General features: G+C 64.5%; 21 protein-coding genes and 1 pseudogene. 11 read left to right on the forward strand and 11 right to left on the reverse strand.

What is annotated here, in order from left to right:
- The first annotated feature begins 45 nt into the window (after nucleotides 1-45).
- From FHR22_RS12285 to FHR22_RS12305, 5 genes are read left to right on the forward strand one after another with little or no spacing between them, the layout of a single operon-like run.
- Nucleotides 46-1,374 carry an MFS transporter gene (locus FHR22_RS12285; protein WP_166942955.1) on the forward strand — a complete coding sequence of 443 codons (1,329 nt, stop codon included), beginning with the start codon at nucleotides 46-48 and terminating at the stop codon, nucleotides 1,372-1,374.
- Nucleotides 1,371-3,719, forward strand: a complete 2,349-nt coding sequence (locus FHR22_RS12290; protein WP_166942959.1) for a S9 family peptidase — start codon at nucleotides 1,371-1,373, stop codon at nucleotides 3,717-3,719. Before FHR22_RS12285 ends, FHR22_RS12290 begins: the two co-directional genes overlap by 4 nt.
- A gap of 10 nt (nucleotides 3,720-3,729) precedes the next feature.
- On the forward strand, nucleotides 3,730-4,866 hold the full coding sequence (locus tag FHR22_RS12295) for a serine hydrolase (RefSeq protein ID WP_166942962.1): 1,137 nt from the start codon (nucleotides 3,730-3,732) through the stop codon (nucleotides 4,864-4,866).
- 2 nt (nucleotides 4,867-4,868) lie between these two features.
- On the forward strand, nucleotides 4,869-6,449 hold the full coding sequence (locus FHR22_RS12300; RefSeq protein ID WP_166942966.1) for a serine hydrolase domain-containing protein: 1,581 nt from the start codon (nucleotides 4,869-4,871) through the stop codon (nucleotides 6,447-6,449).
- A 5-nt stretch (nucleotides 6,450-6,454) separates the two neighbouring features.
- On the forward strand, nucleotides 6,455-8,011 hold the full coding sequence (locus FHR22_RS12305; protein WP_243853731.1) for a M81 family metallopeptidase: 1,557 nt from the start codon (nucleotides 6,455-6,457) through the stop codon (nucleotides 8,009-8,011).
- 45 nt (nucleotides 8,012-8,056) lie between these two features.
- Here FHR22_RS12305 and FHR22_RS12310 read toward each other — a convergent pair.
- Nucleotides 8,057-8,530 (reverse strand): annotated as a pseudogene (locus FHR22_RS12310) (DDE-type integrase/transposase/recombinase); the annotation flags it as partial.
- A gap of 200 nt (nucleotides 8,531-8,730) precedes the next feature.
- Entirely contained in the window at nucleotides 8,731-9,435 is a 705-nt protein-coding gene (locus FHR22_RS12320) for an NAD-dependent deacylase (RefSeq protein ID WP_166942972.1), read from the reverse strand.
- A gap of 111 nt (nucleotides 9,436-9,546) precedes the next feature.
- Between FHR22_RS12320 and dapB the strand changes: the two genes are divergently transcribed.
- Genes dapB through nth form a run of 3 tightly spaced genes read left to right on the forward strand, consistent with a single transcriptional unit; the run spans nucleotide 9,547 to nucleotide 11,560 of the window.
- Nucleotides 9,547-10,272, forward strand: coding sequence for a 4-hydroxy-tetrahydrodipicolinate reductase (gene dapB / locus FHR22_RS12325; protein WP_166942975.1), 726 nt, complete (start codon nucleotides 9,547-9,549; stop codon nucleotides 10,270-10,272).
- 8 nt (nucleotides 10,273-10,280) lie between these two features.
- Nucleotides 10,281-10,904, forward strand: coding sequence for a hypothetical protein (locus FHR22_RS12330; protein WP_166942978.1), 624 nt, complete (start codon nucleotides 10,281-10,283; stop codon nucleotides 10,902-10,904).
- Nucleotides 10,901-11,560, forward strand: coding sequence for an endonuclease III (gene nth / locus FHR22_RS12335; RefSeq protein ID WP_166942981.1), 660 nt, complete (start codon nucleotides 10,901-10,903; stop codon nucleotides 11,558-11,560). Before FHR22_RS12330 ends, nth begins: the two co-directional genes overlap by 4 nt.
- A gap of 109 nt (nucleotides 11,561-11,669) precedes the next feature.
- Here the strand turns inward: nth and dnaJ are convergent, their stop codons facing one another.
- Both dnaJ and dnaK read right to left on the reverse strand, forming a co-directional pair.
- On the reverse strand, nucleotides 11,670-12,803 hold the full coding sequence (gene dnaJ / locus FHR22_RS12340) for a molecular chaperone DnaJ (RefSeq protein WP_166942985.1): 1,134 nt from the start codon (nucleotides 12,801-12,803) through the stop codon (nucleotides 11,670-11,672).
- A 61-nt stretch (nucleotides 12,804-12,864) separates the two neighbouring features.
- Nucleotides 12,865-14,772, reverse strand: coding sequence for a molecular chaperone DnaK (dnaK, locus tag FHR22_RS12345; RefSeq protein WP_166942988.1), 1,908 nt, complete (start codon nucleotides 14,770-14,772; stop codon nucleotides 12,865-12,867).
- A 169-nt stretch (nucleotides 14,773-14,941) separates the two neighbouring features.
- Between dnaK and FHR22_RS12350 the strand changes: the two genes are divergently transcribed.
- Both FHR22_RS12350 and FHR22_RS12355 read left to right on the forward strand, forming a co-directional pair.
- The gene (locus FHR22_RS12350) at nucleotides 14,942-15,517 is read left to right on the forward strand and encodes a copper chaperone PCu(A)C (protein WP_166942991.1); all 576 of its coding nucleotides are present in this window, start codon (nucleotides 14,942-14,944) and stop codon (nucleotides 15,515-15,517) included.
- Nucleotides 15,518-15,988: a vgr related protein gene (locus tag FHR22_RS12355; protein ID WP_166942994.1), complete on the forward strand. Its 471-nt coding sequence runs from the start codon at nucleotides 15,518-15,520 to the stop codon at nucleotides 15,986-15,988.
- 350 nt (nucleotides 15,989-16,338) lie between these two features.
- Here FHR22_RS12355 and FHR22_RS12360 read toward each other — a convergent pair whose 3' ends face one another.
- On the reverse strand, nucleotides 16,339-17,382 hold the full coding sequence (locus FHR22_RS12360; RefSeq protein WP_166942997.1) for an ATP synthase F0 subunit B: 1,044 nt from the start codon (nucleotides 17,380-17,382) through the stop codon (nucleotides 16,339-16,341).
- 236 nt (nucleotides 17,383-17,618) lie between these two features.
- On the opposite strand from FHR22_RS12360, the gene FHR22_RS12365 reads away from it, so the two are divergent.
- Nucleotides 17,619-18,974 (forward strand): DNA recombination protein RmuC, encoded by a 1,356-nt coding sequence (locus tag FHR22_RS12365; RefSeq protein WP_166943002.1) that lies wholly within the window; start codon nucleotides 17,619-17,621, stop codon nucleotides 18,972-18,974.
- 246 nt (nucleotides 18,975-19,220) lie between these two features.
- Here FHR22_RS12365 and FHR22_RS12370 read toward each other — a convergent pair whose 3' ends face one another.
- The 6 genes from FHR22_RS12370 to FHR22_RS12395 form a co-directional block, all read right to left on the reverse strand.
- Entirely contained in the window at nucleotides 19,221-19,937 is a 717-nt protein-coding gene (locus tag FHR22_RS12370; RefSeq protein WP_341786615.1) for an META domain-containing protein, read from the reverse strand.
- Between the two features lie 148 nt (nucleotides 19,938-20,085).
- Entirely contained in the window at nucleotides 20,086-20,898 is an 813-nt protein-coding gene (locus FHR22_RS12375) for a TrmH family RNA methyltransferase (protein ID WP_166943005.1), read from the reverse strand.
- 4 nt (nucleotides 20,899-20,902) lie between these two features.
- Nucleotides 20,903-21,181 (reverse strand): HPr family phosphocarrier protein, encoded by a 279-nt coding sequence (locus tag FHR22_RS12380; protein ID WP_166943009.1) that lies wholly within the window; start codon nucleotides 21,179-21,181, stop codon nucleotides 20,903-20,905.
- Nucleotides 21,181-21,582, reverse strand: a complete 402-nt coding sequence (locus FHR22_RS12385) for a PTS sugar transporter subunit IIA (RefSeq protein WP_166943912.1) — start codon at nucleotides 21,580-21,582, stop codon at nucleotides 21,181-21,183. Before FHR22_RS12385 ends, FHR22_RS12380 begins: the two co-directional genes overlap by 1 nt.
- A 38-nt stretch (nucleotides 21,583-21,620) precedes the next feature.
- Nucleotides 21,621-22,562: an RNase adapter RapZ gene (gene rapZ / locus FHR22_RS12390; protein ID WP_166943012.1), complete on the reverse strand. Its 942-nt coding sequence runs from the start codon at nucleotides 22,560-22,562 to the stop codon at nucleotides 21,621-21,623.
- Nucleotides 22,559-23,005: an HPr kinase/phosphorylase gene (locus FHR22_RS12395; RefSeq protein WP_166943015.1), complete on the reverse strand. Its 447-nt coding sequence runs from the start codon at nucleotides 23,003-23,005 to the stop codon at nucleotides 22,559-22,561. The genes rapZ and FHR22_RS12395 overlap by 4 nt, the downstream gene beginning before the upstream one ends.
- Between the last annotated feature and the right edge of the window lie 25 nt (nucleotides 23,006-23,030).

Here is a 23,030-nt window from a genome sequence, read left to right on the forward strand (position 1 = left end):
CGGTAAAAAGAGAAATCGGTACAAAGAGAAAAGGAAAAGTTCACGATGCGCGAAGGGCCGGATGCTTTGCAAGGAACGGGTTCGCCAGCGCGTTATCCCGGCATTGCCCGCGCTCGCTTCGCGCAGGCGGTTCTGGCGTCCATTGCCGTGTTCACGACAATGGACGCCGGGGTCGTCGTACTCCTCATCGAACCGATCAAGCACGAGATTGGGCTCAGCGACATTCAGGTCGGACTGATCAACACGACGGTCTATTATATCGCCTATGGGTTGCTGTGCATGCCGATGGGGATGCTGGCCGACCGCTGGAACCGCACCCGCCTGCTGACCTGCGCTGCCGCGCTGTGGTGTCTCGGGCTGACGCTGATGGGCACCGCGCAAGGGCTGGTGGCACTGATCTTGGCAAAGGTCGTGCTCGGCGCGGCGAGCGCGATCACCTATCCCGCCGCGCTTTCGCTATACTCCGATTATTTCCCGCCGAGCCGACGAGCGCGGGCGACATCGACCTATATTCTCGGCCAGGTGGCGGGGCAGGCGCTCGCCATCCTCGTCGGCGGAAGCGGGTTCGCCTTCATCGCTGCTGCCACCGCGTCGAATCCCGTTTTTGGCCTGTCGCCGTGGCGCATTGTGTTCATTCTGTTCGCTGCGCTGGGGCTGTTGCTGATCCCCGCCCTGATCGCGCTGAAGGAACCGGCGCGCCAGGAAGTGGCGCAGCGCGGCGGCGGCACGTTTCGCGAACTATGGACCTATCGCCAAGTACTCACGCCACTGTTCGCGGGGATGATGTTCTTCACCTTCGCGTCGATTGGCGTGGTGAGTTGGATCGCGCCTGCGCTGATGCGCGTGTACGGCCAGCAGCCCGGCGACTTCGCGACCTGGCTGAGCCTGGTCCAGCTTACCGCGGGCATTGCTGGGGTGATTGCCGCCGGCAGACTGAGCGAGGTCGCACATCGCCGTGGCGGCCGCGGCAGCGTGATGCTGCCCGCGGCGCTCGCGGCAGCGCTGTGCGCGCCCGCTAGCTGGATGGCGACCGCGCCGAACCTGAGCTGGTTTGCGGCCGGGCTTTTCGTCTTCATGACTTGCAGCGCAGTCGCGATGGCGATCCCGGTGATCGCGATCAATTTCCGCATCCCCAACGAATTGCGCGGGCTGACCATGGGGCTGAATGTCGTGCTGATCTCGCTCGCCGGGGCTTGTGCTGCGCCGCTCGTCGCCGCAATCGGTCACGCGCTCGGCGGCGACGAGATGATCGGGCGCGCGATGGCGCTGACTAGCGCGCCTTTTGCCTTGCTCAGCGCGCTCTGTTTCTGGTCGGCCGGGCGATTGACGGAGCCGGCGTCCCCGCCAGTTGCGAGTGAAAGCCACACCGCATGAGCCGGCGTCGCGAACCGCTCCCCGCCTATGATCGCGCGCGCGCCGTGCTTCCGCAGGTCCTGGCTCCGCAACTGACCGGCAACGTGACAGAGGCCTATTGGATCGACGATCATCGCCTGTTCTACACGGTGTCGCAGCGCGTTGACGGCGGGGCGATCCTGCTCCGGCCGATGATCGCCAATGCGCAGTCCGGGTCTTCGGCCAGCGCGATCGCGTTCGACGATCTTCTGGAATTGCTGTCGAACCAGCCGGGCAAGATGCTGGCGCTCAGCGATCTTGCCGGCGCGACCTATGATATGCCGGGCGGCGACCGGCTGGTGGCAACCATATCGGGTGTCGCCTATCATATCGCACTCGACCGCCACGCGCTGATCGCGATTGAGTCTCTCGATCCGCTGCCCGCCCTTTATTCGCCGGACGGGCGGAACGCGGCCTTTCTTAAGGATCATACGGTCTGGCTGCGCGACCGCGCCACCGGCATCGAGACATGTTTGTTTCCAGACGGCGAACCGCTCTATCAGTTCGGTCATCCTATCGAAGCCGGTGCCGCACCGCTCGCCGCGCGTCGCCACCCGGTGCCGCAGGGGCTGTGGTCTGCGGATTCGGCATGGTTCGTCACCCATCGGATCGATGAGCGCCACCTGCCGGACGGCGAGCTGGTCGAACATGCGCCCGCAAATGGCGGCCGGCCGATCGTGCATCGCTATAAAGTATCGCTGGCGGGCGATCCTCTGCCGCGGGTCGAGTTCATCGCAGTGCATGTCGCTACCGGACGCATCGTCTCGGCGGCCGATGAACCGACGATCCCGCAGGCCTTTTCGCCTTTCCAGTTCCGCGACTGCTGGTTCGCGGGCGGCTGTTTCTATTATCTTACCCATGATCGCTTCTGCGCGACGATCGGACTGATCGAGCTCGATCTTCAAACCGGAACGCTGCGCCGGGTGATCGAGGAAAAGGCCGGGAGCGGCTGGCTTGACACGAGCGCCTCCCTTGGCAGCCAGCCATTGATCCGCGTGCTTCCCGCCTCGTCCGAACTGATCTGGTACTCGGAAGCCGACGGGTACGGCCATCTTTACCTCCACGACCTTCGTTCGGGCGCATGCAAGAACCGCATCACCCAAGGCGCGTGGATGGTTCGCGAGATCGTGCAGGTCGATGAGCAGGCGCGCCGCATCCTTTATCTCGCCAACGGCACGGAAGGCGCGCGGGATCCGTCGTTGCGGCGCCTGTACGCGATCGACTTCGACGGGACCCAAAACACGATGGTGCTGGCGTGCGACAACGATATCGGCATCCGGCCGGACGTTGTCGCCGGTGTCGAGCAGACGCGGCCCCATCGGCCATCATACGCATCGTCGGGTCTATCGCCCGACGGGAGCCATGTCGCCACGAGCCTGGGTGCCGCGAACGTGCCAACGCGCACCGTCATCACCGATATAGAGACGCAGCGCGACCTGCCGCTGGCCGAAAGCAACATCAATGACTTTTGGCATGGGCCGAAGCCGCTGACGTTCGAGGTGCTGGCGTCCGATGGCGTCACGAAGCTGTATGGCGCGTTGTATCTGCCGTCCGATTTCGATGCGAGCCGATCCTATCCGCTGGTCGATTATATCTATCCCGGCCCGCAGACCAACTGGTTCCAACGGCGCTTTCCGACGGCCGACGCGTTGCTGCTGCAATCTCTGGCAGAACTGGGCATGGTTGGCGTCATCGTCGAAAGCCGCGGCCTGCCGCTGCGCGGTCGCGCCTTTCATCAGGCCGGGCGCGGCAGCCTTCATGAACCGCAACTGGGTGATCATGCCGCCGTGATGTTGCAGCTATGCGAAAGATATCAGTTTATCGACCGCAACCGCATCGGCATCTTCGGCCAGTCAGGCGGCGGTCATTCCGCAGCGCGCGCGCTGTTCGACTATCCGGAGGTCTTCAAGACCGGCGTGTCGATCTGCGGCAATCACGACTGCCGCAACTATATCTCTTTCTGGATCGACAAATATGGCGGGCGACCCGGCACGCCGGCGCGCGATGCGCAGTCGAACCTCGACGCCGCGGCGCGGCTGCAGGGAGCATTGCTGCTTATCCACGGGGACATGGACGACAATGTCCATGTCGGACAGACGCTCGCGCTCAGCGCCCGGCTCAGCGAGGCAGGAAAGCGGTTCCGGCAACTGATCATTCCCGGAGCCGGACACGGCGTAATTTTCGAAAGCGCGGCCGCCATCACGGCGATTTGGGATTTCTTCGCGGAGCATCTGCTGGATGCAGAACCGCCGAAGGACTTCGCGCTGGCCTTCGACCTTACGGAGGCGGGCGCCGGCCTCCACCGCATGATTTCCGGAAATTATTAAAGGATTTCTCGTGACGCAGACGTCTGCCTACGTTCCCCGCACCGCATCTGGCGTCGACGCCGTCGAACGCTTCGATCGTATCGTGCAGGACCTCGTCGATCGCCTCGGCAACCTTGGCGCACTGGTTGTGATCGACGTCGATGGCGTCGGCCGGGTGAATTTCACTGCTGGCCATGCAGATCGGGAGCGGTCGCGCGCGGTGACGCCGAACGACATTTTTCAGATCGGCAGCCAGAGCAAGACGATTACCGCGATGCTGCTGGTGTTGCTTGCGCGCGACGGCAGAATCGATCTCGACTCACCGGTGCGTGACTATCTCGATCTGCCGATCGACCGACGGATCACATCGCGACACTTGTTGATGAACACATCAGGGCTCGGCGAGTTCAGCCGTGCGCTGGGCGACCATTTCGACATGCGGATTCCGTTCGCGCCACGCGACCTGGTTGCGCTTGCCCTGCCGCAGGGGCAATTGTTCGAACCGGGCAATCGCTTCGACTATTGCAACACCGGCTGGGTGATCGCGGCGATGATCGCCGAGGCGGTGACGCAGCGGCGTTACGGCGATCTTGTCGCGGAACGGATCGTCGCACCGCTTGCTCTGCGCAACACGGCATTCGGCGCCTTCCCGCCGGGTGACCCAATGCGCGGATATTGGATGCTTTCGGGCCAGCCCGAACCGGTGGACATCACCGGCGCATTATCCTGGGCCTATGGCTGCGGCGACGGCATCGCGAGCGCAAACGACATCCTGACGATCTATCAAAGCCTGCTGCGACCGGACAGTCCGCTCGGCATCACGCTGGGCGATCTCGCCGCGGCGACGGCCAGCCCTTCGCAAAATCCGGCATTCGCACTGAGTCTTGGCCTCGATTATGCGCTGGGCCTCGAACGCCGGGCATGGGCGGGCCGCGAAGTCTGGGGTCACCCCGGATCGACCGAAGCGACGCGCAGTTCGACCTGGATCGATGCCGGCGCAGGGGTCGCGGTGACCACCGCCGTTACCATCGTTCACGGTGCGAGCCCAATCGGCGACGATATCCGCTATCCGCGCGAACAATTGTTCGCAATGGCGCTGCAGACCGGATATGCGCTGGCGACCGAACGCCCCGTCCACGCCGCGCGGGTGATGGACATGGCGGAATGACCATGTCCATCAATTCCATGCGCGTCAGGGCCGACGCTGAGGCGCTGGACGTGATCTTTACCACAGCGAACCAGTGCCACCTGCCCGGCATTGCCGTCGGCGTCGCGATCGATGACGTGCCGGTCTATCGCCGGGGCTTCGGCCGCGCGAGCATGGAACTTCCGGTCGCGCTAACCCCGACGACGCGCATGCGTATCGCATCGGTGACCAAGCATTTCACGGCTCTCGCCTTCATGCTCCTGCAGGAGCAGGGCCTGTGCTCGCTCGATGATGCGATCGGAAGACATGTGCCCGATCTGCACGATGCGACGCGGCATGTGACGGTTCGGCAACTGATGGGCCACACGAGCGGCATCCGCGATCTCTATGCCATCACCATGCTGTTGCACGGAACCGGCCGGCACGTCTCCGACCGGGAGATGATCGAATATTACCGAACGATCGATGACCGGGATTTCGAGCCGGGAACGAACTGGAGCTACAACAACGGCGGCTATGTGCTGTTGACGGCAGCGATCGAGCAGATTGCGGGGGAGCCCTTTGAAGAGGTGCTGCGCAAGCGCATCTTCGACCCGGTGGGCATGCACGATAGTCTCCTGCGGCGATGGGACGATGATTTCGTTCCGAACAGCGCAACCTTGCACATGCGGAACCGACAGGGCGAACATACACGCGACTATATGGGGATGGAACTGACCGGCGCCGGCGGTATCGCATCGACCGTCGACGATATGCTGCGCTGGATGAAGCATATGCGTTCCCCTGTCGTCGGGTCGGCGCAAACGTGGCAGACGATGCGCGAACCACATCGCCTCGGCAGCGGGTTCATCACCGGCTATGGTTTGGGATTGGCGATCGGCCGCTATCGGGGTGTCGAAACGGTCTCTCACAATGGCGGCGTGCTGGGCGGCAGCGCGCAGATGATATCCGTTCCCGCCCTCGCGCTCGATGTCATCGTCATGACCAACGGCGTCGACGCAAGCTGCGCGCAACTCGCAAATCGCGTCGTCGATGTGTGCGTCGAGGGTCTGGAGACCGAGCCCGAACCGGGCGTATGGGACGCGAAGTCGACGGTCTATCAGTCGCCCGGCAGCGGCCGCGTCATTCAATTGTCGCCGCAGGGTGGCGCGCAGGCGCTGTCCATCGACGGTGGACCGTTCATTCCCGTCACGCCGGATCAGGCTGGCGCGTTGCGCTTTCCCGTCACGATGGACTTCATCAGGCAATGGCTTTGCCTCGACGAAACCGGAGCGACATTCTTCGATTTCGGCAACGCGGACCGGATGGACGCGTTCGAGCCCAGCACAGCCTCGCTCGGTTCGCATGCCGGGCGCTATGTCTGCATGGCGCTCGGCGCCAGCATCGAGGTCAGGGACACATCCGACGGGCCCATGCTTTCGACCTGCGGCCGTCATGGGCGAGCAGACTATCTCTTGTCCCCGCTTCGATCGGATATCTGGCGAGCGGACACCTGCGGCCCCTTCTCGTTGCTCGGCGCGATGCTGACCTTTGCCGAAGATGGCCAGAGCCTCGCCTTCACCGCCGGGCGCCTGAACCGGCTGACATTCAGGCGCGAGCATTGAACGGAATGCAAATGCCACGAACAAATCGACGCCGACTCCGTATATTCGTCGCTTGCCTGGCGCATGAAACGAACAGCTTTTCGCCGTTACCGACGAGCCTGCGCAGTTTTGAGGACGATGTCTGCTATCGCCCTCCAGCATCGCGGGGTCGGGACAAAGCCCTCGCCTTTGCCGGCTATGGCAATGCAATCGCTATTGGCCGCGACCTGGGACACGAGATGATTGAAGGTCCGTGCTTCTGGGCGCAACCGTCGGGCCCGGCCTCAGCGTCGACATATACGATGTTGAGAGACGAGATCCTCGCGCGGCTTGCCAAGGCCGGTGAGATCGATATCGTCATCCTTCACCTTCACGGCGCCATGATCGCTTCGAGCACCGACGACTGCGAAGGCGATATTCTCACCCGCATCCGCAAGCAGGTCGGCCCAGACGTCACGATCGGCGTCGTGCTCGATCTGCACGGCAACATGTCACCGCAAATGATCGAAAGCGGCGCCGTCCTGATAGGATGCAAGGAATATCCGCACACGGACTTTGTCGCGCGGACTAAGGAACTCTATGCGATTGTCGAAGACGTCGTCTTCGATCAGTCCCGCCTGACAACGACACTGCGAACGATCCCGGTGCTCAGCCTCCAGGGCACGACCGAGGAGCCAATGCGGAGCGTGGTCAATGCGCTCGTCGCTGCAGAGGGACGCGATGGCATTCGTTCGGTCACGCTCATGCATGGCTTTCCATGGGCCGATTCGGAGCACAGCGGCGCGTCCGTCGTCATCGTTGCGCAGGACGCCGAGCAGCATGTTGTCGATGGCGTGGCGGACACCATCGCATCCCGATTCCTGTCGGCAATTCAGGACACCCCATCGCGCCGTGACGATGTAACAGCGGCGCTCGATCGTGCCATGGCACTTCGTTCCAGGCTCGGGCCGATCATCGTCGCTGACAGTTCCGACAACCCTGGCGGGGGTGCAGCGGGAGACAGCACCTTCTTGCTCCGGGCGTTGATCGAGCGGCAGTGCGACGCTGCGGCGATCGGCATGATTTGGGATCCCCAAGCAGCGCAGATCGCCGCGGATGCCGGGCCGGGCAGCACGCTTGCGATCAGGGTCGGCGGCAAGATTGGCCCGATGTCCGGAGCCCCGCTGGATCTGGAAGTCGAGGTGCGGTCCGTTCGATCGGATGTTAGCCAGCGTTTTTTCTCGGATATTCCGAATAGTCCGCTGGGACTGACCGCAGCCCTGCGGATTGGCAGCATCGACATCATCGTAAACTCGATCCGGCAGCAAGTTCTGTCGCCCGAGTGTTTCACAGAATTAGGCGTAGATCTAAAGAGCAAATCCGTCGTCGTCGTCAAATCGAGTCAGCATTTCCGTGCGAATTTTGATTCTATTGCGGCCAGCACGATCTATTGCAACGCGCCCGGCACGCTTAGCGTCGACCTCGGCCAGATGCCCTATAGAAATCTGAGACTTTCCCAGTGCGCCGATGGATTTTTCACCGACAAGTCGCCGCGACACTATGATCGGCTTCACTCACGAGCATCGCCTCTGCAACGTCCGTAATCCCACGCAAAGGAATTAAAAGAGGCTTGAATAGCCCCTAGTTTGCTATACGCTTTCCGCTTTCAAAATCTGCTGCTGTTCGAACTGGACGGGTGACAGTATCCCGTTTCTCACCGGATTGTAGAACATCTCAATGTAATCGAACACGTCCTGCCGGGCTTCCTCGCGTGTTTTGTAGGTGGGGCGCCGAATGCGCTTGAGCGACGAGAAGAAGCTCTCGGCGACGGCATTGTCATGGCCGTTGCTGATGAACAGCGAGCCCTGATCGGGATGGATCAATACCCGCTGTTTCGGTTTGCGCCGCCATACGGCCTGTGCAGCGCCTGTAGCGCCGCATCGGCAGTCTGGCGGCTTTGCATCGACCAACCTATCATCCGGCGGGAATAGAGATCGATCACGATGGCCAGATAGCCAAAGCCTCCAAGGTGCGGATATAGTTGATGTCTATCACCCAAGCCGATCTGGCGCAGCCACGTCAAACTGGCAATCCAGAGTGTTGTCGACCAGCAGGGACGGTTTTGCCACCATAGCTGCCGCTTCCAGGCGTAGAGCGAATGCTGGCTGACGCCGAGCCGCCGAGAAACCTCAGCTATCGGATATTGCCGGGCGCTTCGGTCCGCCGTCCGATCGCTGTGCTGAACGCTCCGCTGGCCTCGCTCTGGGTGCCGATATTTGTAACGGCAGCTACCGGCCGCAACCCGCCATGATCCTTCGAAGCGTCATTCCTCCAGCATCTCCGCAACCCACGCCGGCACCAGCGCGCTTGCCGGGCCATGGCGCGCGGCGTCGAACCAGTGGGTTCCCTGGCTCGGCTCCATGTTGAGTTCCAGCGTCGCGGCGCCCGACGCGCGCGCCTCGCGCACGAAGCCCGCGGCGGGATAGACCGCGCCCGAGGTGCCGATCGACACGAACAGGTCGGCGCGGTTCAAGGCGCGATAAATATCCTCCATCCGATACGGCATCTCGCCGAACCAGACGACATCGGGGCGAAGCAGGCCGGCCACGCCGCACGCCGGGCAGGCGGGCCGGTCGCCGAGCGGGCCCAGCCAGCTGCTCCGCGCATCGCAGGCGGTGCACCACGCCTTCAGATGCTCGCCATGCATATGGATCAGCCGCCGTGCCCCGGCGCGTTCGTGCAGATCGTCGACATTCTGGGTCACGATCAGCAATTCGCCCGTCCATTGGGCGTCGAGCCGCGCCAGCGCGTCGTGCGCCGCATTGGGCTGTTTGGTCTGGATTGCCGCGCGCCGCATGTCGTAGAAGCGCTGGACGAGGTCGGGGTCGCGCGCGAAGGCTTCGGGGGTCGCGACATCCTCGACCCGGTGCTGTTCCCACAATCCGCCGCCGTCGCGAAAGGTGTCGATGCCGCTTTCGGCCGACACCCCGGCGCCGGTCAGGATGACGATGCTCCGGATTTCACCCAATGCCTGAACTCCGTTCGTCCCGAGCTTGTCGAAGGACCATTCTTCGCCTTATGGCGTGATGAAACAAGAACGGCCCTTCGACAAGCTCGGGGCGAACGGGGAATCGGGTTCATGACCAGCATCGGGATCGTCGGCAGCCAGGGCCGGATGGGCGTCGCGCTCGCCGCGGCGAGTGCGGAGGCGGGGCGGCAGCCGCTGGGTATCGACAAGGGCGGCGATATCGCGAAGCTTGCGGCCGAAGCCGGCGTGATCGTCGATTTCTCCTCGCCCGCCGCGCTCGAGGCGACGCTCGATGCCTGCGTCGCGGCGCAGACCCCGATCGTCATCGGCACGACGGGACTCGAGGAACGCCACCATTATCTGATCGACGATGCCGCGAAGGATATCGCGGTGCTCCAGACCGGCAACACCTCGCTCGGCGTCACCTTGCTCGCGCATCTGGTGCGCGAAGCGGCGGCGCGGCTCGACGCCGACTGGGATATCGAAGTGCTCGAAATGCACCACAATCGCAAGGTCGACGCGCCGAGCGGCACCGCGCTGCTGCTCGGGCAGGCCGCTGCCGAGGGGCGGGGGATCGCGCTGGCGGCATGTTCCGAGCGCGGCCGCGACGGCGAAACGGGCGCCCGCGGCCGCGGAAACATCGGCTTCGCGTCCTTGCGCGGCGGCACCGTCGCGGGCGACCATGACGTGATCTTCGCCGGACCCGAGGAAATGATCACCTTGTCGCACCGCGCCGAAAACCGCATGATCTTCGCCCGCGGCGCGGTCCGCGCGGCGCTGTGGCTGACCGGGCAGAAACCGGGGCGCTACACGATGCCCGAGGTGCTGGGGCTTTAGCCGCCGTCATGGCCGACCTGGGCATCGACATGGGCGCGTACCACTATGCCGAAGGTCTGAAAGCCATCGGCATGATGTACCATGCTGCTACGGGCGTATTGAACGAGCATCGTATCGATCTTGGCGATCGGACCCGGGAGTATCGGCGCCATACCGATCAGGGCAAGCCGCCGATCGGAGAGTGGGAAACCGACGGCCACCGGCTGTGGGATCAGGAAGACGTCTATCGTCTGGAGCAGCAGGCGGTCGACGACGCGCTAGCCGAACTCCGGGCGGCAATTGCCATTGCCATCTATCACCTCTGGGAACGAAATATTCCGAACCAGCAGGTTGCTCGCTTCCGAAAGCATGCCGATTTGAAAGCGGATGCGCTTCGCGAAGCCGTGCCCCTGCACGCGGACGTGGATGCGCTCTGTTTTGCCGCAAATTATCTCAAGCACGGGAATGATGGCGGCTGGCTTGAAAAGCTGGCGGCGGGTTGGCCCGACCGCTTTGGACGGCATATCCAGGGGCAGCGTTCGAATCCGGCGTGGGTGCGCGCCCTCACGCTATCTGATCAGGATATCCTCTGGCTCATCGAGATCGCGCGGGCATCGGAACGCGCGATCATCCGGCACGGAGCGCCAGAATGAAGAAAGCCGACATCTTCGAATTCTACCGCCGTCTCGCCGAGCTCAACCCGAGCCCCGAGACCGAGCTGGAATATGGCAATGTCTATCAGTTGCTCGTCGCGGTCGTGCTGTCGGCGCAGGCGACCGACGTCGGGGTGAACAAGGCGACGCGCAAGCTGTTTCAGGAGGTAAAGACCCCGCAGCAGATGCTCGATCTCGGCGAAGCGGGGCTCAAGCAGCATATCAAGACGATCGGGCTGTTCAACGGCAAGGCGAAGAATGTCATCGGCCTGTCCGAAATCCTCGTGCGCGATTTTGGGGGCGAAGTGCCCGCCGACCGCGACACGCTGGTCGAACTGCCCGGGGTCGGGCGCAAGACCGCCAATGTCGTGATGAACTGCGCGTTCGGCGCCGAAACCTTCGCGGTCGACACGCATATCTTCCGCGTCGGCAACCGCACCGGCCTGGCGCCGGGCAAGACGGTGCTCGCGGTCGAAAAGAGCCTCGACAAAAACACGCCGGCGCCGTTCCGGGTCGGCGCGCACCACTGGCTGATCCTCCACGGCCGCTACATCTGCAAGGCGCGGACGCCCGAATGCTGGCGCTGCCCGGTCATCGACCTTTGCCGCTACAAGCCGAAGACGCCGGCGCCGAAAGCGAAAAGGATCGCTGCATAATTTCGTTTGTGGGAGCGGCCGCCTGCCCGCGATCGCGGCGAGCTTTTAATCTGACCTTCCATCCCGTTTGGAATTAGAGCGATGCCGATTTAACGCACGATGCTCCAGATCAGTCGGTCAGATCGTCCCACATTTCCTTGATGCGGCCGAAAAAGCCCTGGCTGGCCGGGCATTCGTCGCCCGTTTCGGTCTCGCGAAACTCGGCGAGCAGTTCCTTCTGGCGCGCGCTGAGCTTGGTCGGCGTTTCGACATCGACCTGGACGACCAGGTCGCCATGGCCGCGGCCGTTGAGCACCGGCATGCCGGCGCCGCGCTGGCGGAGCTGCTTGCCCGACTGGATGCCCGCGGGGATGCTGATCTCATGCTTCTTGCCGTCGAGGCCGGGGATGGTGATGCAGCCGCCGAGGGCCGCGGTCGTGAAGCTGATCGGCGCGCGCGTGAACAGCGTCGTGCCTTCGCGTTCGAATACCTTGTGCCGCGCCATGTGGAGAAAGATGTAAAGGTCGCCCGGCGCCGCGCCGCGCGCGCCGCTCTCACCCTCGCCCGACAGGCGGATGCGCGTGCCTTCGTCGACCCCGGCGGGGATGTTGACGGTCAGCGTCTTGCGCCGGTCGACACGGCCTTCGCCATGGCAGGTGTTGCAGGGGTCTGCGATAACCTCGCCCGCGCCCTGGCACGTCGGGCAGGTGCGCTCGACCATGAAGAAGCCCTGCTGCGCGCGCACCTTGCCGTGGCCGGCGCAGGTCGAACAGCGATTGGTCCGGGTGCCCGGCTTGGCGCCGCTGCCGTCGCAGGTTTCGCAGCGCACGGCGACGTCGACCTGAATCTCGCGCGTGCAGCCGGCGTGGGCGTCCTCGAGCTTGATTTCCATGTCGTAGCGGAGGTCCGCGCCGCGCGCGGGGCCGCGTTGCTGGCGGCCGCCGCCGCCGAAGGCCGAACCGAATATCGATTCGAAAATATCGCCGATGTCGCCGAAATCGCCATTGCCGCCGCCACCGCCGAAGCCGCCCGCGCCGCGCACGCCCTCCTTGCCGAAGCGGTCGTAGGCGGCGCGCTTCTGGGGGTCTTTCAGGCAATCATAGGCTTCGCTGATCGCCTTGAACCGCGCTTCGCTGTCGTCGCATCCCGGATTCTTGTCGGGATGATATTTCATCGCGAGCTTGCGATAGCTGGCTTTCAGCGTCGCATCGTCGGCGGTGCGCTCGACTTCGAGCAGTTCGTAATAATCGATGTCGAGTGACATGCGTCAAATGCCCCCTCCGGCCCGCCGAACCCCCGAAGAGGGGGCCGGCGAGGGAGTTTTCTTACTTCTTGTCGTCTTCGACTTCCGAGAATTCGGCATCGACGACATCTTCGTCGGCCTTGGCTTCACCGGCATCGTCGGCGCCGGGGGATGCGGCCGACTGCTGCTCCTTCTCGTAAATCGCCTGGCCGAGCTTCATCGCGACCTGCGCGAGCGCGCCGGCTTTTTCGGTCATCGCAGTGGCATCGCCGCCCTCGACCGCGGTCTTGGCTTCGGCGACCGCGGCTTCGATTTCCGACTTCAGCGCCGCATCGACCTTGTCGCCATGCTCGCGCAGCTGGCTTTCGGTCGAGTGGATCAGGCTTTCGGCGTTGTTCTTCGCCTCGGCCGCCTCGCGGCGCACCTTGTCCTCTTCGGCGAACTGCTCGGCGTCCTTGACCATCTGGTCGATGTCGCTGTCGCTCAGGCCGCCCGAGGCCTGGATCTTGATCTGCTGTTCCTTGCCGGTGCCCTTGTCCTTGGCGTGGACCGACACGATGCCGTTGGCGTCGATGTCGAAGGTCACCTCGATCTGCGGCACGCCGCGCGGTGCCGGCGGGATGCCGACGAGGTCGAACTGGCCGAGCGCCTTGTTATCGGCCGCCATTTCACGCTCGCCCTGGAAGACGCGGATCGTCACCGCCGACTGGTTGTCGTCGGCGGTCGAATAGACTTGGCTCTTCTTCGTCGGGATGGTGGTGTTGCGGTCGATCATGCGGGTGAACACGCCGCCCAGCGTTTCGATGCCAAGGCTCAGCGGGGTCACGTCGAGCAGCAGCACGTCCTTGACGTCGCCCTGCAGCACGCCCGCCTGGATCGCGGCACCGATCGCGACGACTTCGTCGGGGTTCACGCCGGTGTGCGGTTCCTTGCCGAAGAAATCCTTCACGACTTCACGGACGCGCGGCATGCGCGTCATGCCGCCGACGAGCACGACTTCGTCGATCTCGCTCGCCGAAATGCCGGCGTCCTTGATCGCTTTCTTGCACGGCTCGAGGGTGCGCTTGACGAGATCCTCGACCAGCTTTTCAAGGTCCGAGCGCGTGATCGTCTTGACGAGATGCTTCGGCCCGTTGGCGTCGGCGGTGATGAAGGGCAGGTTGACCTCGGTCGTCGCGGCCGACGACAGCTCGATCTTCGCCTTTTCGGCGGCTTCCTTCAGCCGCTGCAGCGCCAATTTGTCGCCGCGCAGGTCGATGCCTTCGTCCTTCTTGAAGCCGTCGGCGAGATATTCGACGATCTTGCTGTCGAAATCTTCACCGCCGAGAAAGGTGTCGCCGTTGGTCGACTTCACTTCGAACACGCCATCGCCGACTTCGAGCACCGAGATATCGAAGGTGCCGCCGCCAAGGTCATAGACGACGATCGTCTTGTTTTCCGACTTGTCGAGCCCGTAGGCGAGCGCCGCCGCGGTCGGTTCGTTGATGATGCGCAGCACTTCGAGGCCGGCGATCTTGCCGGCGTCCTTGGTCGCCTGGCGCTGGGCGTCGTTGAAGTAAGCGGGGACGGTGATCACCGCCTGCTCGACCTTTTCGCCCAGATAGGCTTCGGCGGTTTCCTTCATCTTCTGCAGGATGAAGGCGCTGATCTGCGACGGCGAATAATCCTCGCCGCCGGCCTTGACCCACGCGTCGCCATTGGTGCCCTTGACGATCGTATAGGGAACCAGTTCGGTGTCCTTCTTGGTGATCGGATCGTCGAAGCGGCGGCCGATCAGGCGCTTCACCGCGAAAACGGTGTTTTCGGGATTGGTGACCGCCTGGCGCTTCGCCGGCTGGCCGATCAGGCGTTCGCCGTCCTTGGCGAAGGCGACGATCGACGGCGTCGTGCGCGTGCCTTCGACATTTTCGATAACCTTGGGTTTTCCGCCTTCCATCACCGCGACACAGCTGTTCGTGGTGCCGAGGTCGATCCCGATCACTTTGGCCATTGGTATTTTCCGTCCTTGTTGCTTCTTCGGCGCCCTGAAAAGGCACGCCGTATGTTGAATCCCGTTGGGGGCCTAATGGGGGCGATATAGGTGCGCTAATCCTTGGCACAAGGGCTTTGACGCCTTATCTGGGACGGGAAAATTGACGCATTTCGGGAGTCCCAGCATCATGAAGCCCTTCGCATCCAGCCTCTTTGGCGCCACGCTTGCCGCCACCGCCCTTTCGCTGTCGGCGTGCGGGGAAAATCTGGGCGCGGGGCCGCAGCTCAATGTGGTCAGCGGCTATATCGAAATGGGGGCGACCGCCGACCGGCCCGCCGTCGGCTATTTCCGGGTCACCGGGGGGCCGCGCGATGCCCAACTGGTCGCGGTGACCGCCGATCTGGCGCAGCGCGTCGAGATGCACGAAAGCGTGCGCGAAAACAATGTGGTGACCATGAAGCCGCTGGCCCGCGCCGACGTGCCGGCGAAGGGCGAACTGGTTTTCAAGCAGGGCGGCAAGCATCTGATGATCTGGGGCATCAACGGCGCCGCGGTGCGCGCGGGCAAGCTGCCGATGCAGTTCGTCTTCACCAACAACAATAATGAACGCATCCTGTTCGACCTGCCGATCAAGCAGGCGTCGACGGCGATGGGCGGCGGCGGCACGGATCATGGCGCGATGGACCATGGCGCGATGGATCACGGTCCGGGGCCGGCCGATGCGGCGGCGGGCAAGCCGGCCACGGACGCGGCCAAGAAATAGGTGCCGCGCCCGTCGCGCGCCCTGACCAGCGGCGAAATCGCGCTCGCGCGCAGCGTGTTCGGCGACGCGATCGCCTATGACCGGGTGCGCGTGTGCCACCATAAATGGATCTTCTTCCAGCCGCGCCGCATCGTGATGGCGCCGATGGGCAGCCTGCATTTCAATCCGCACGGCGATCTTTATTGCGAGGATTTCAGCGCCGCCGACCGCAACCTGCGTGGCCTGTTCATCCATGAAATGACGCATGTGTGGCAGGCGCAGACGCGCGGTCGCTGGTACCTCGTGCTGATGCGCCATCCCTTCGCGACCTATGGCTACAGCCTGAAGCCGGGCTGGCCGCTCGCCCGCTATGGGCTGGAGCAGCAGGCGGAGATCGTGCGCCATTATTGGCTGCTGACCCAGGGCGTGGCCGTCGGCGGCGCGCCGGGGGTCGAGGCCTATCGCGCGATCCTGCCGTTCGGTTCGGGCTAGATTGCGTGGACAAATTCGTGACTTGTCGAAACGGCGGCTTTGGGGTGGGGAGCGGGCATTCGCTAACCATCCATAACCGTCGCCCCCGCGAAGGCGGGGGCCGCTGGCAACCTTGCGCTCGGCTGATTGCGGCCAGTTAAGGGTTGGACATGCCCCCGGCATGTCCAAGAATGGTCCGGGGGACCATTCGACCCTTCACTCCTTCGCGGGGGCGACGGTTATTTAGCTAGCGTCCGCTACCGGCCGATAATAGGCATTCGAATTTGTCCACGCTGCCCAGGGCCCGGTGCCCGATCCGATTATTTGCCGAACAGCTGGGCGCAGCCGTTGCCTCCCCAGCTATAGGTGACTTACGTGCCCTTGGTCACATAGTCGATGATCGTCCCGTCCCTGAGTTCGAAGCTGGCGGTGCATTCGATCGGCGTCTCGGAGCGTGCCGGCGCGCCGCCGACGCACATCATGCCGCCGCTCTTCGAATTGGGGTCCGGAACATACATATTGCCGGGTCCGCACCCCTGTGACGGGTCGGGACCCAGCATGACCCCGGTCTTGTAATAATGCAGGAAGCGCTTGCCGCCGCGATCCTCGAAATTCGTCGGCGGGCCCCAGCTTGCGACCAGTTCGGCTTCGCCGTGAAGAATCCACGGCTCGATCCCGCGCAGCACCGCCGCGGGTTCGCGCCGCTTGCGCGCCTTGGCGATCGCCCCATTGGCCTCGGTCTGCGCCATGATGTCGGCGGTGCGCTGCTGGTCCTTCTTGTCGGTCTCGACGACCTGGCCGGCGATCGCCTGCGCTTCGGCCAGCGCCTTTTGGCGCCGGGCGTCGAGGCTCGCCATCTCGCGCTCGAGTTCGGCGGCCGATCGCGGCGTGCCGGCGGGGCGCTTGCCGTCGGTCCACATCGAGTTCCACGCGAGATCGGTGACGTCGCTGGTCGTCACCGGCCCCATATACATCCATCCGCGGCCGGTGAGGTCGGTCTTGCGGGCTGCGAGGCGCTGCTCGCTGTTCTTGGGTCCCATCTCGCACGCGAAGGCGATCAGCGCTTCGCCGACCGCGTTCGTCGGCTGCTTGGCGGGCTGGTCGGGCGCGGTCGTGAGCTTCCCGCCGCGCGGCGAGACCTGGATGAGCTTTTCCTCCAGCGTATTGCGGTCGCAATCGATGATCATGTTGGAGGACACCCAGTCGGGCGCCTTCGCACTTTCGAGCACGGTGATGGTTTCGAGCTTGTAGGTCTTTTCGGCAAAGGGCACCGCGTCGAGATAGGTCTCGTCGACGACGACGAAGATGCGGTTCGGTTTTTCACCCCCGGTATAGACGAGCCAACGTTCGTCCGCCATCGCGGGCGTTGCCAGCATGGCGGCCACGCCCGCCGCGGTGACTGCGCATTTCCTCATATCCTTGGCTCCGATCAAAAGCTTCGCCCGAATAGAGACGGACCGGGGCGGCAAATCCCTTGGGCCGGTCTAATTCCAGCGAAATCAAAATTCTACGGCTGGGCTTCCTCATCGCCCGGACATCCGGTGGCGGCTGTGATCGAGCGCACTCGGGCACCATCCCGTTTTTCGATCTCTGGCGTTTCCGCGCAAATACCGGCTAGCCAGAGGGGCGGCGTTCGTCCTATGTTCCGCCGATGGATGGAACCTCGCTCATGATCGCGCTCTTCGCTCTCGCTGCCGGCGGCCTGATCGGCTGGCTTTTCGCCGGGCGGCAAGCGGGCGCGCTCAAGGCCGAGCGCGACGGGCTTGCGGAACGCTTCCGGGGCGCGGTGACCGACCTCGCGGCCGAGAGCGACGCCCGGCAGGCGGCGGATCGCCAGCTTGCGGCGTTGCTTGCCGAGCAGAAGGCCCGCGACCAGGCGCATGATGCGCAGATCGCGCAGCTCAAGGATGCGCAGGCGGCGCTTACCGCGCAGTTCCGCGAGGTCGGGCAGGTGATGCTCGATGGCGCGCAAAAGGCGTTCCTCGAACGCGCCGAGGCGCGCTTCCGGGAAAGCGAGGCGACCGCGGGGCAGAATCTGAAGGCGCTGCTCCACCCGGTCCACGACCGGCTCGAAAAATATGAAGCGGCGGTCGCGAAGGTCGAGGCCGAGCGCCGCGACGCCTTTGGCCTGCTCCACGGCCAGATCGCCGCGATGCGCGAGGGCACCGAACGCGTGTCGAGCGAAGCGGCGAAGCTTGTCAACGCGCTGCGCAACGCACCCAAGGCGCGCGGGCGCTGGGGCGAGCAGCAGCTGCGCAATGTGCTCGAAAGCTGCGGGCTTTCGGAACATGCCGATTTCCAGACCGAAGTCAGCGTGAACGACGGCGACGGCGGACGGCTGCGCCCCGACGTCGTCGTCAAGGTGCCGGGCGGACAGAGCCTGGTGATCGACGCCAAAGTGTCATTGAACGCCTATCAGGACGCGTTCGGTGCGGTCGACGAGCGCGAGAAGGCGGCGCATCTCGCCGCGCACGCCGCGGCGATGAAGGCGCATGTCAACACGCTCGGCGCCAAGGCTTATTGGAACCAGTTTCCCGATACCCCCGATTTCGTCGTGATGTTCGTGCCCGGCGAGCATTTCCTTGCCGCCGCGCTCGATCAGGATGCCGAGCTTTGGGACTATGCGTTCGAACGCAAGGTGCTGCTGGCGACGCCGACCAACCTCATCGCGATCGCGCGCACCGTCGCGGCGGTGTGGCGGCAGGAAAAGCTGGCCGATCAGGCGCGCGAAATCGCCGCACTCGGCAAGGAACTTTATGCGCGCATGTCGGTGATGGGCGCGCATATCGCGCGCGTCGGCAAGAATCTCGATCAGGCGACGGGCGCCTATAACGCCTTTGTCGGCAGCTTCGAATCGCAGGTGCTGACACAGGCGCGGCGTTTCGAGGCGCTCGACATCGAAACCGGCGACCGCGAAATTCCGGCGCTTCCGGTCGCCGAACAGGCGGCCCGTCCGCTCGCCAAGCTCGCGGCGGCACCGGCGGCGGTCAACGACGCGGGGGAATAGCGGCCCCGCCGGGCGGCGATCGGCTTGCGATTTTGCTGGCTGGTTTCGGCCGGAAGCTGCCGTTATCCCTTTTCGTCACCCCGGACTTGATCCGGGGTCCCGCTTGACGTCGAAAGTTGCGGAAGCCCGCAAAAAAGCGGAATCCCGGGTCAAGCCCGGGATGACGAAGCTGTAGAAAGCGATGCCCGCTTCCCACTCCAAAGCTGACGTTTCAGCGCATCCTGTTCGCACGGGTGGAAAGAGCTATCAGATCGCCCGCTTCAGCACCGCCGTTTGCCCGCCGGGACCGGTCAGGATCAGCGTTCCGTCGGTCGGAAAGCTGGTGCCCACCGCGCCGCGCATCAGCGCGAAAAAGGCATTTTCCTGTGTCATGCCCGGCCCCGGGCACGCCATTTCGGTGGCGGCCAGCGGTCCGGCGGTCAGTGTCCGGTCGGCGTGCTTATAGCTGCCCGAAAAGCGGTTGCAGCCCGCGCTGCCGCTCAGCCGGCCGCCTTCGAACCGCAGCGACGTCGGCCGGTCGGCGGCTACGGCCACGCCGCCGATCGACACGAAGGTCCAGTTGGTCCCGGCGAGTTCGGCGGGCGACAGGATACCGCCGCCGCAACCCTTCACCGTCTGGCCATCGGCGGTGACCGTCACCATGTCGCGATAGCGGCGGTCGCTCATTCCGTCGCTGCATTCGCCGTGCGTCACATCGACCGTCAGCCGCCGGGTGACATAGCGCTCGCCATTGATGCCCGGCCGGGCGCCTGGGTTGGCGACGACGATCTTGGTATCGCCATAATCGCCGTCATAGTTCAGCATTCCGGGCGTGATCTCGAGCGTCCAGCCGGGCTCGGTGCCGAGCGCCAGATAGGCGGCGGCGGGCGGCTTGCCCGGCGATGGCGGCGCTTCGGCCGCGGGGACGCAGGCGGCAAGGGCGAGGGTCGAGGCGAGTAAGGGCAGGGGGAAGAGCTTGGACACGGGATACTCCTTGGCGTCCGCTCATGTCGAGCGAAGTCGAGACGCCGATCAACATCGCACTCGGCTCGACTTCGCTCGATGCGAACGGGTGGGAAAGGCATATTAGCATAGAGCTGGCAGCCGCCTGAACCGAAAGGAGCCCTGCCGTTCAGCTTCGCCGCTGGTTGAGCACCTCATATGCCATGACGGCCGCGGCGACCGCGGCGTTGAGGCTGTCGGCCTTGCCCATCATCGGCATCTTCACCCGCACATCGGCCGCCGCGGCATAATCGGCGGGCATTCCTTGCGATTCATTGCCGATCAGAATGAAGGTCGGCGCGGCATAGCGCACCGCCTGATAATCCTGCGTATCGTCGCCGAGCCAGGTCGCGACCAGTTCGCCGCGCCCGGCACGCAGCCAGCCGAGGAATTCGTCCCATTCGGCCTGTACCAGCGCCTGGGTGAAGATCGCGCCCATGCTCGCGCGCACCGCCTCGACCGCATAGGGGTCGGTGCTTTCGCCGATCAGGATCAAGCCGCCCGCACCAACCGCGTCGCCGGTGCGCAGCATCGTGCCGAGATTGCCGGGATCGCGTAGCCGTTCGGCGACCAGCCAGATTGGCGCGCTATCGCGGTCGAGGCCGGTCAGCGCGGTTTTCGGTTCGGCATAGATGCCAACGATCGTCTGCGCATTGTCCTTGCCCGACAGTTTCGAAAGGATCGCGGGTGTCGTGTCGATCACTTCGCCGCCCGCCGCGAGCGTCGCGTCGACCAAGGCCTTGGCAAGCGGGTGCGCGGCGCCCTCCTCGGCGAGGAACAGCCAGTGCGGCAGCACCCCTGCTGCGCGCGCCTCGGTCGCGATGCGCAGTCCTTCGGCAAGGAACAGGCCCTCGGCGCGGCGGTGGCGCTTTTCGCGCAGCAGCCGCATCCGCTTGACCAGCGGGTTCGACAGGCTTTCGATACGGCTGCGGCGGCCGGTCATCGGGTCAATCCTCGCCGAAGCTGTCCTTGACCAGCCCGACGAGTTTGAGCAGCGCGGCGTCGGCGCCCTCGCCCCTGGTGTGGATGGTGATCGAATCGCCCTTGGCGGCGCCGAGCATCATCAGCCCCATGATCGAGGTGCCGTTGACGCGCGATCCGCCCTTTTCGACCTCGACCGACACGCTGTCGGGCAGGCGGCTGACGAAGGTGACGAACTTGGCGCTGGCGCGCGCGTGCAGTCCGCGCTGGTTGGTGATTTCGACCGTCTCGGACACCTCGCTCATCAACCCACCCCCAGCATTTCGGATGCGACGGAGATATATTTCTGGCCCGCTTCCTTCGCCGCGATCACCGCGGCGCGCAGGTCCATCGCCTTGCGCGCGCTTTCCAGCCGGATGAGCATCGGCAGGTTGACGCCCGCGATCACTTCGGTGCGGCCGCTGTCGAGCAGGCTGATCGCGAGGTTCGACGGGGTGCCGCCGAACAGGTCGGTCAGCATGATCACGCCGCGCCCCTCGTCGACGGCACGGATCGCATCGGCGATTTCCTTGCGCCGCATTTCCATATTGTCGTTGGGGCCGATGCAAACGGTCGCGATCGCGCGTTGCGGACCGACGACATGTTCCATCGCGGTCACCATTTCCTCGGCGAGTCGCCCATGGGTTACCAGTACCATCCCCAGCAGTGGCAAGGCTTTATCGGTGGGCATGCAGTCCTCGACCCCTATGCTTTCCCATTGCCGGACGCGGAAGGCGCGGGCGGGGGCCTGCCCTCAAGCCCATCTTGCGGGGCAGAGTCAAGATTGCGGTGAATAACGGTCGGCGCATGGCCCGCCTCGCGCAGCCTTTTGGCCACGCGTTCGGCGACGTGGACCGACCGGTGACGCCCGCCGGTGCACCCGAAAGCGATGGTGACATAGCTTTTGCCCTCGGCGCGATAGCGCGGCAGCAACGCGATCAGCAGTGCCTCGATCTGCGCGACCGTCGCCTCATAGGCGGGGTCGGCGACGATATAGGCCGACACGTCGCGGTCGAGCCCGGTTCCCGGGCGCAACCTGGTATCCCAGTGCGGATTGCGCAGATAACGCATGTCGAACACCAGATCGGCATTGCGCGGCAGCCCGCGCGCGAAGCCGAAGCTCATCACATTGAGCACCGGTTCGTCCTGGCCGGTGTCGCCAAAGCGCTGGCGGATTTCCTGTTGCAGATCGTTGCTGCTGTAGTTGGTCGTGTCGACGACATGCTCGGCCCAGCGGCGCAGCGATTCCATCATCTCGCGCTCGCGCGCGATGCCGTCCGCGGCGGGGCGGTCCTCGGCGAGCGGGTGGCGGCGGCGGGTCTCGGAGAAGCGGCGTTCGAGCTCGGCACCCGCGCAATCGATAAACAGCGTCTGGACGTCGCGTCCGCCCGATTCGCGCAGCGACTTGATCTGCTTGACCAGCCGGCTCGGCTTGAACCCCCGGCTCCGGCTGTCGATGCCGACCGCGAGCGGGCGGCTGGCGTCGCTGCCCTTCGCCGGTGCGGCGATCAGTGCCTCGAGCAGCGACAGTGGCAGGTTGTCGACGACCTCCCAGCCAAGATCCTCGAGCACCTTCAATACGGTCGACTTGCCGGCGCCCGACAAACCGGTGACGAGCAGCAAGCGGGGTTCGGCGTGCCGGGTCATGATCGACGCTCCAGCTCATCGAGCGCGATCATGATCTTGATCGGCGCGGAAATCTCGAAGGCGGACAGCAGCAGCGCGGGCAGTTCGTGTCCCGCCACCGTTTCGATCTGGCTGGCCGTCGGCATGCGTTCGTAGCGGTCTACCAGCCGCACCGCGAGCGCGAGAGGGACCGGCGCGACATAAGGGCGCTCGACGATGCCGACGCCGCGCACTTCGATCTTGCCGGCGAGATTCTCGGGCGGGCGGCACTGCAACCGGCCGTCTTCGAACCAGATGTCGCAGCGATCGTCGGCGACCAGCTGCGCACCGCGATCGATCATTCTGAGCGCCAGGTCGGACTTGCCGTGACCCGAAGCGCCGAGCAACAGGATACCCCGCCCGCCCGCCGCGACGCAGCTGGCATGGATATTGACGATCTGTGGAGCGATGCGACCCGCAAACATTGCAATCGCTTACCGGCGTGCGGGA

Origin of the sequence: Sphingopyxis panaciterrae (assembly GCF_011762125.1) — a bacterium.
Classification (GTDB): domain Bacteria; phylum Pseudomonadota; class Alphaproteobacteria; order Sphingomonadales; family Sphingomonadaceae; genus Sphingopyxis; species Sphingopyxis panaciterrae.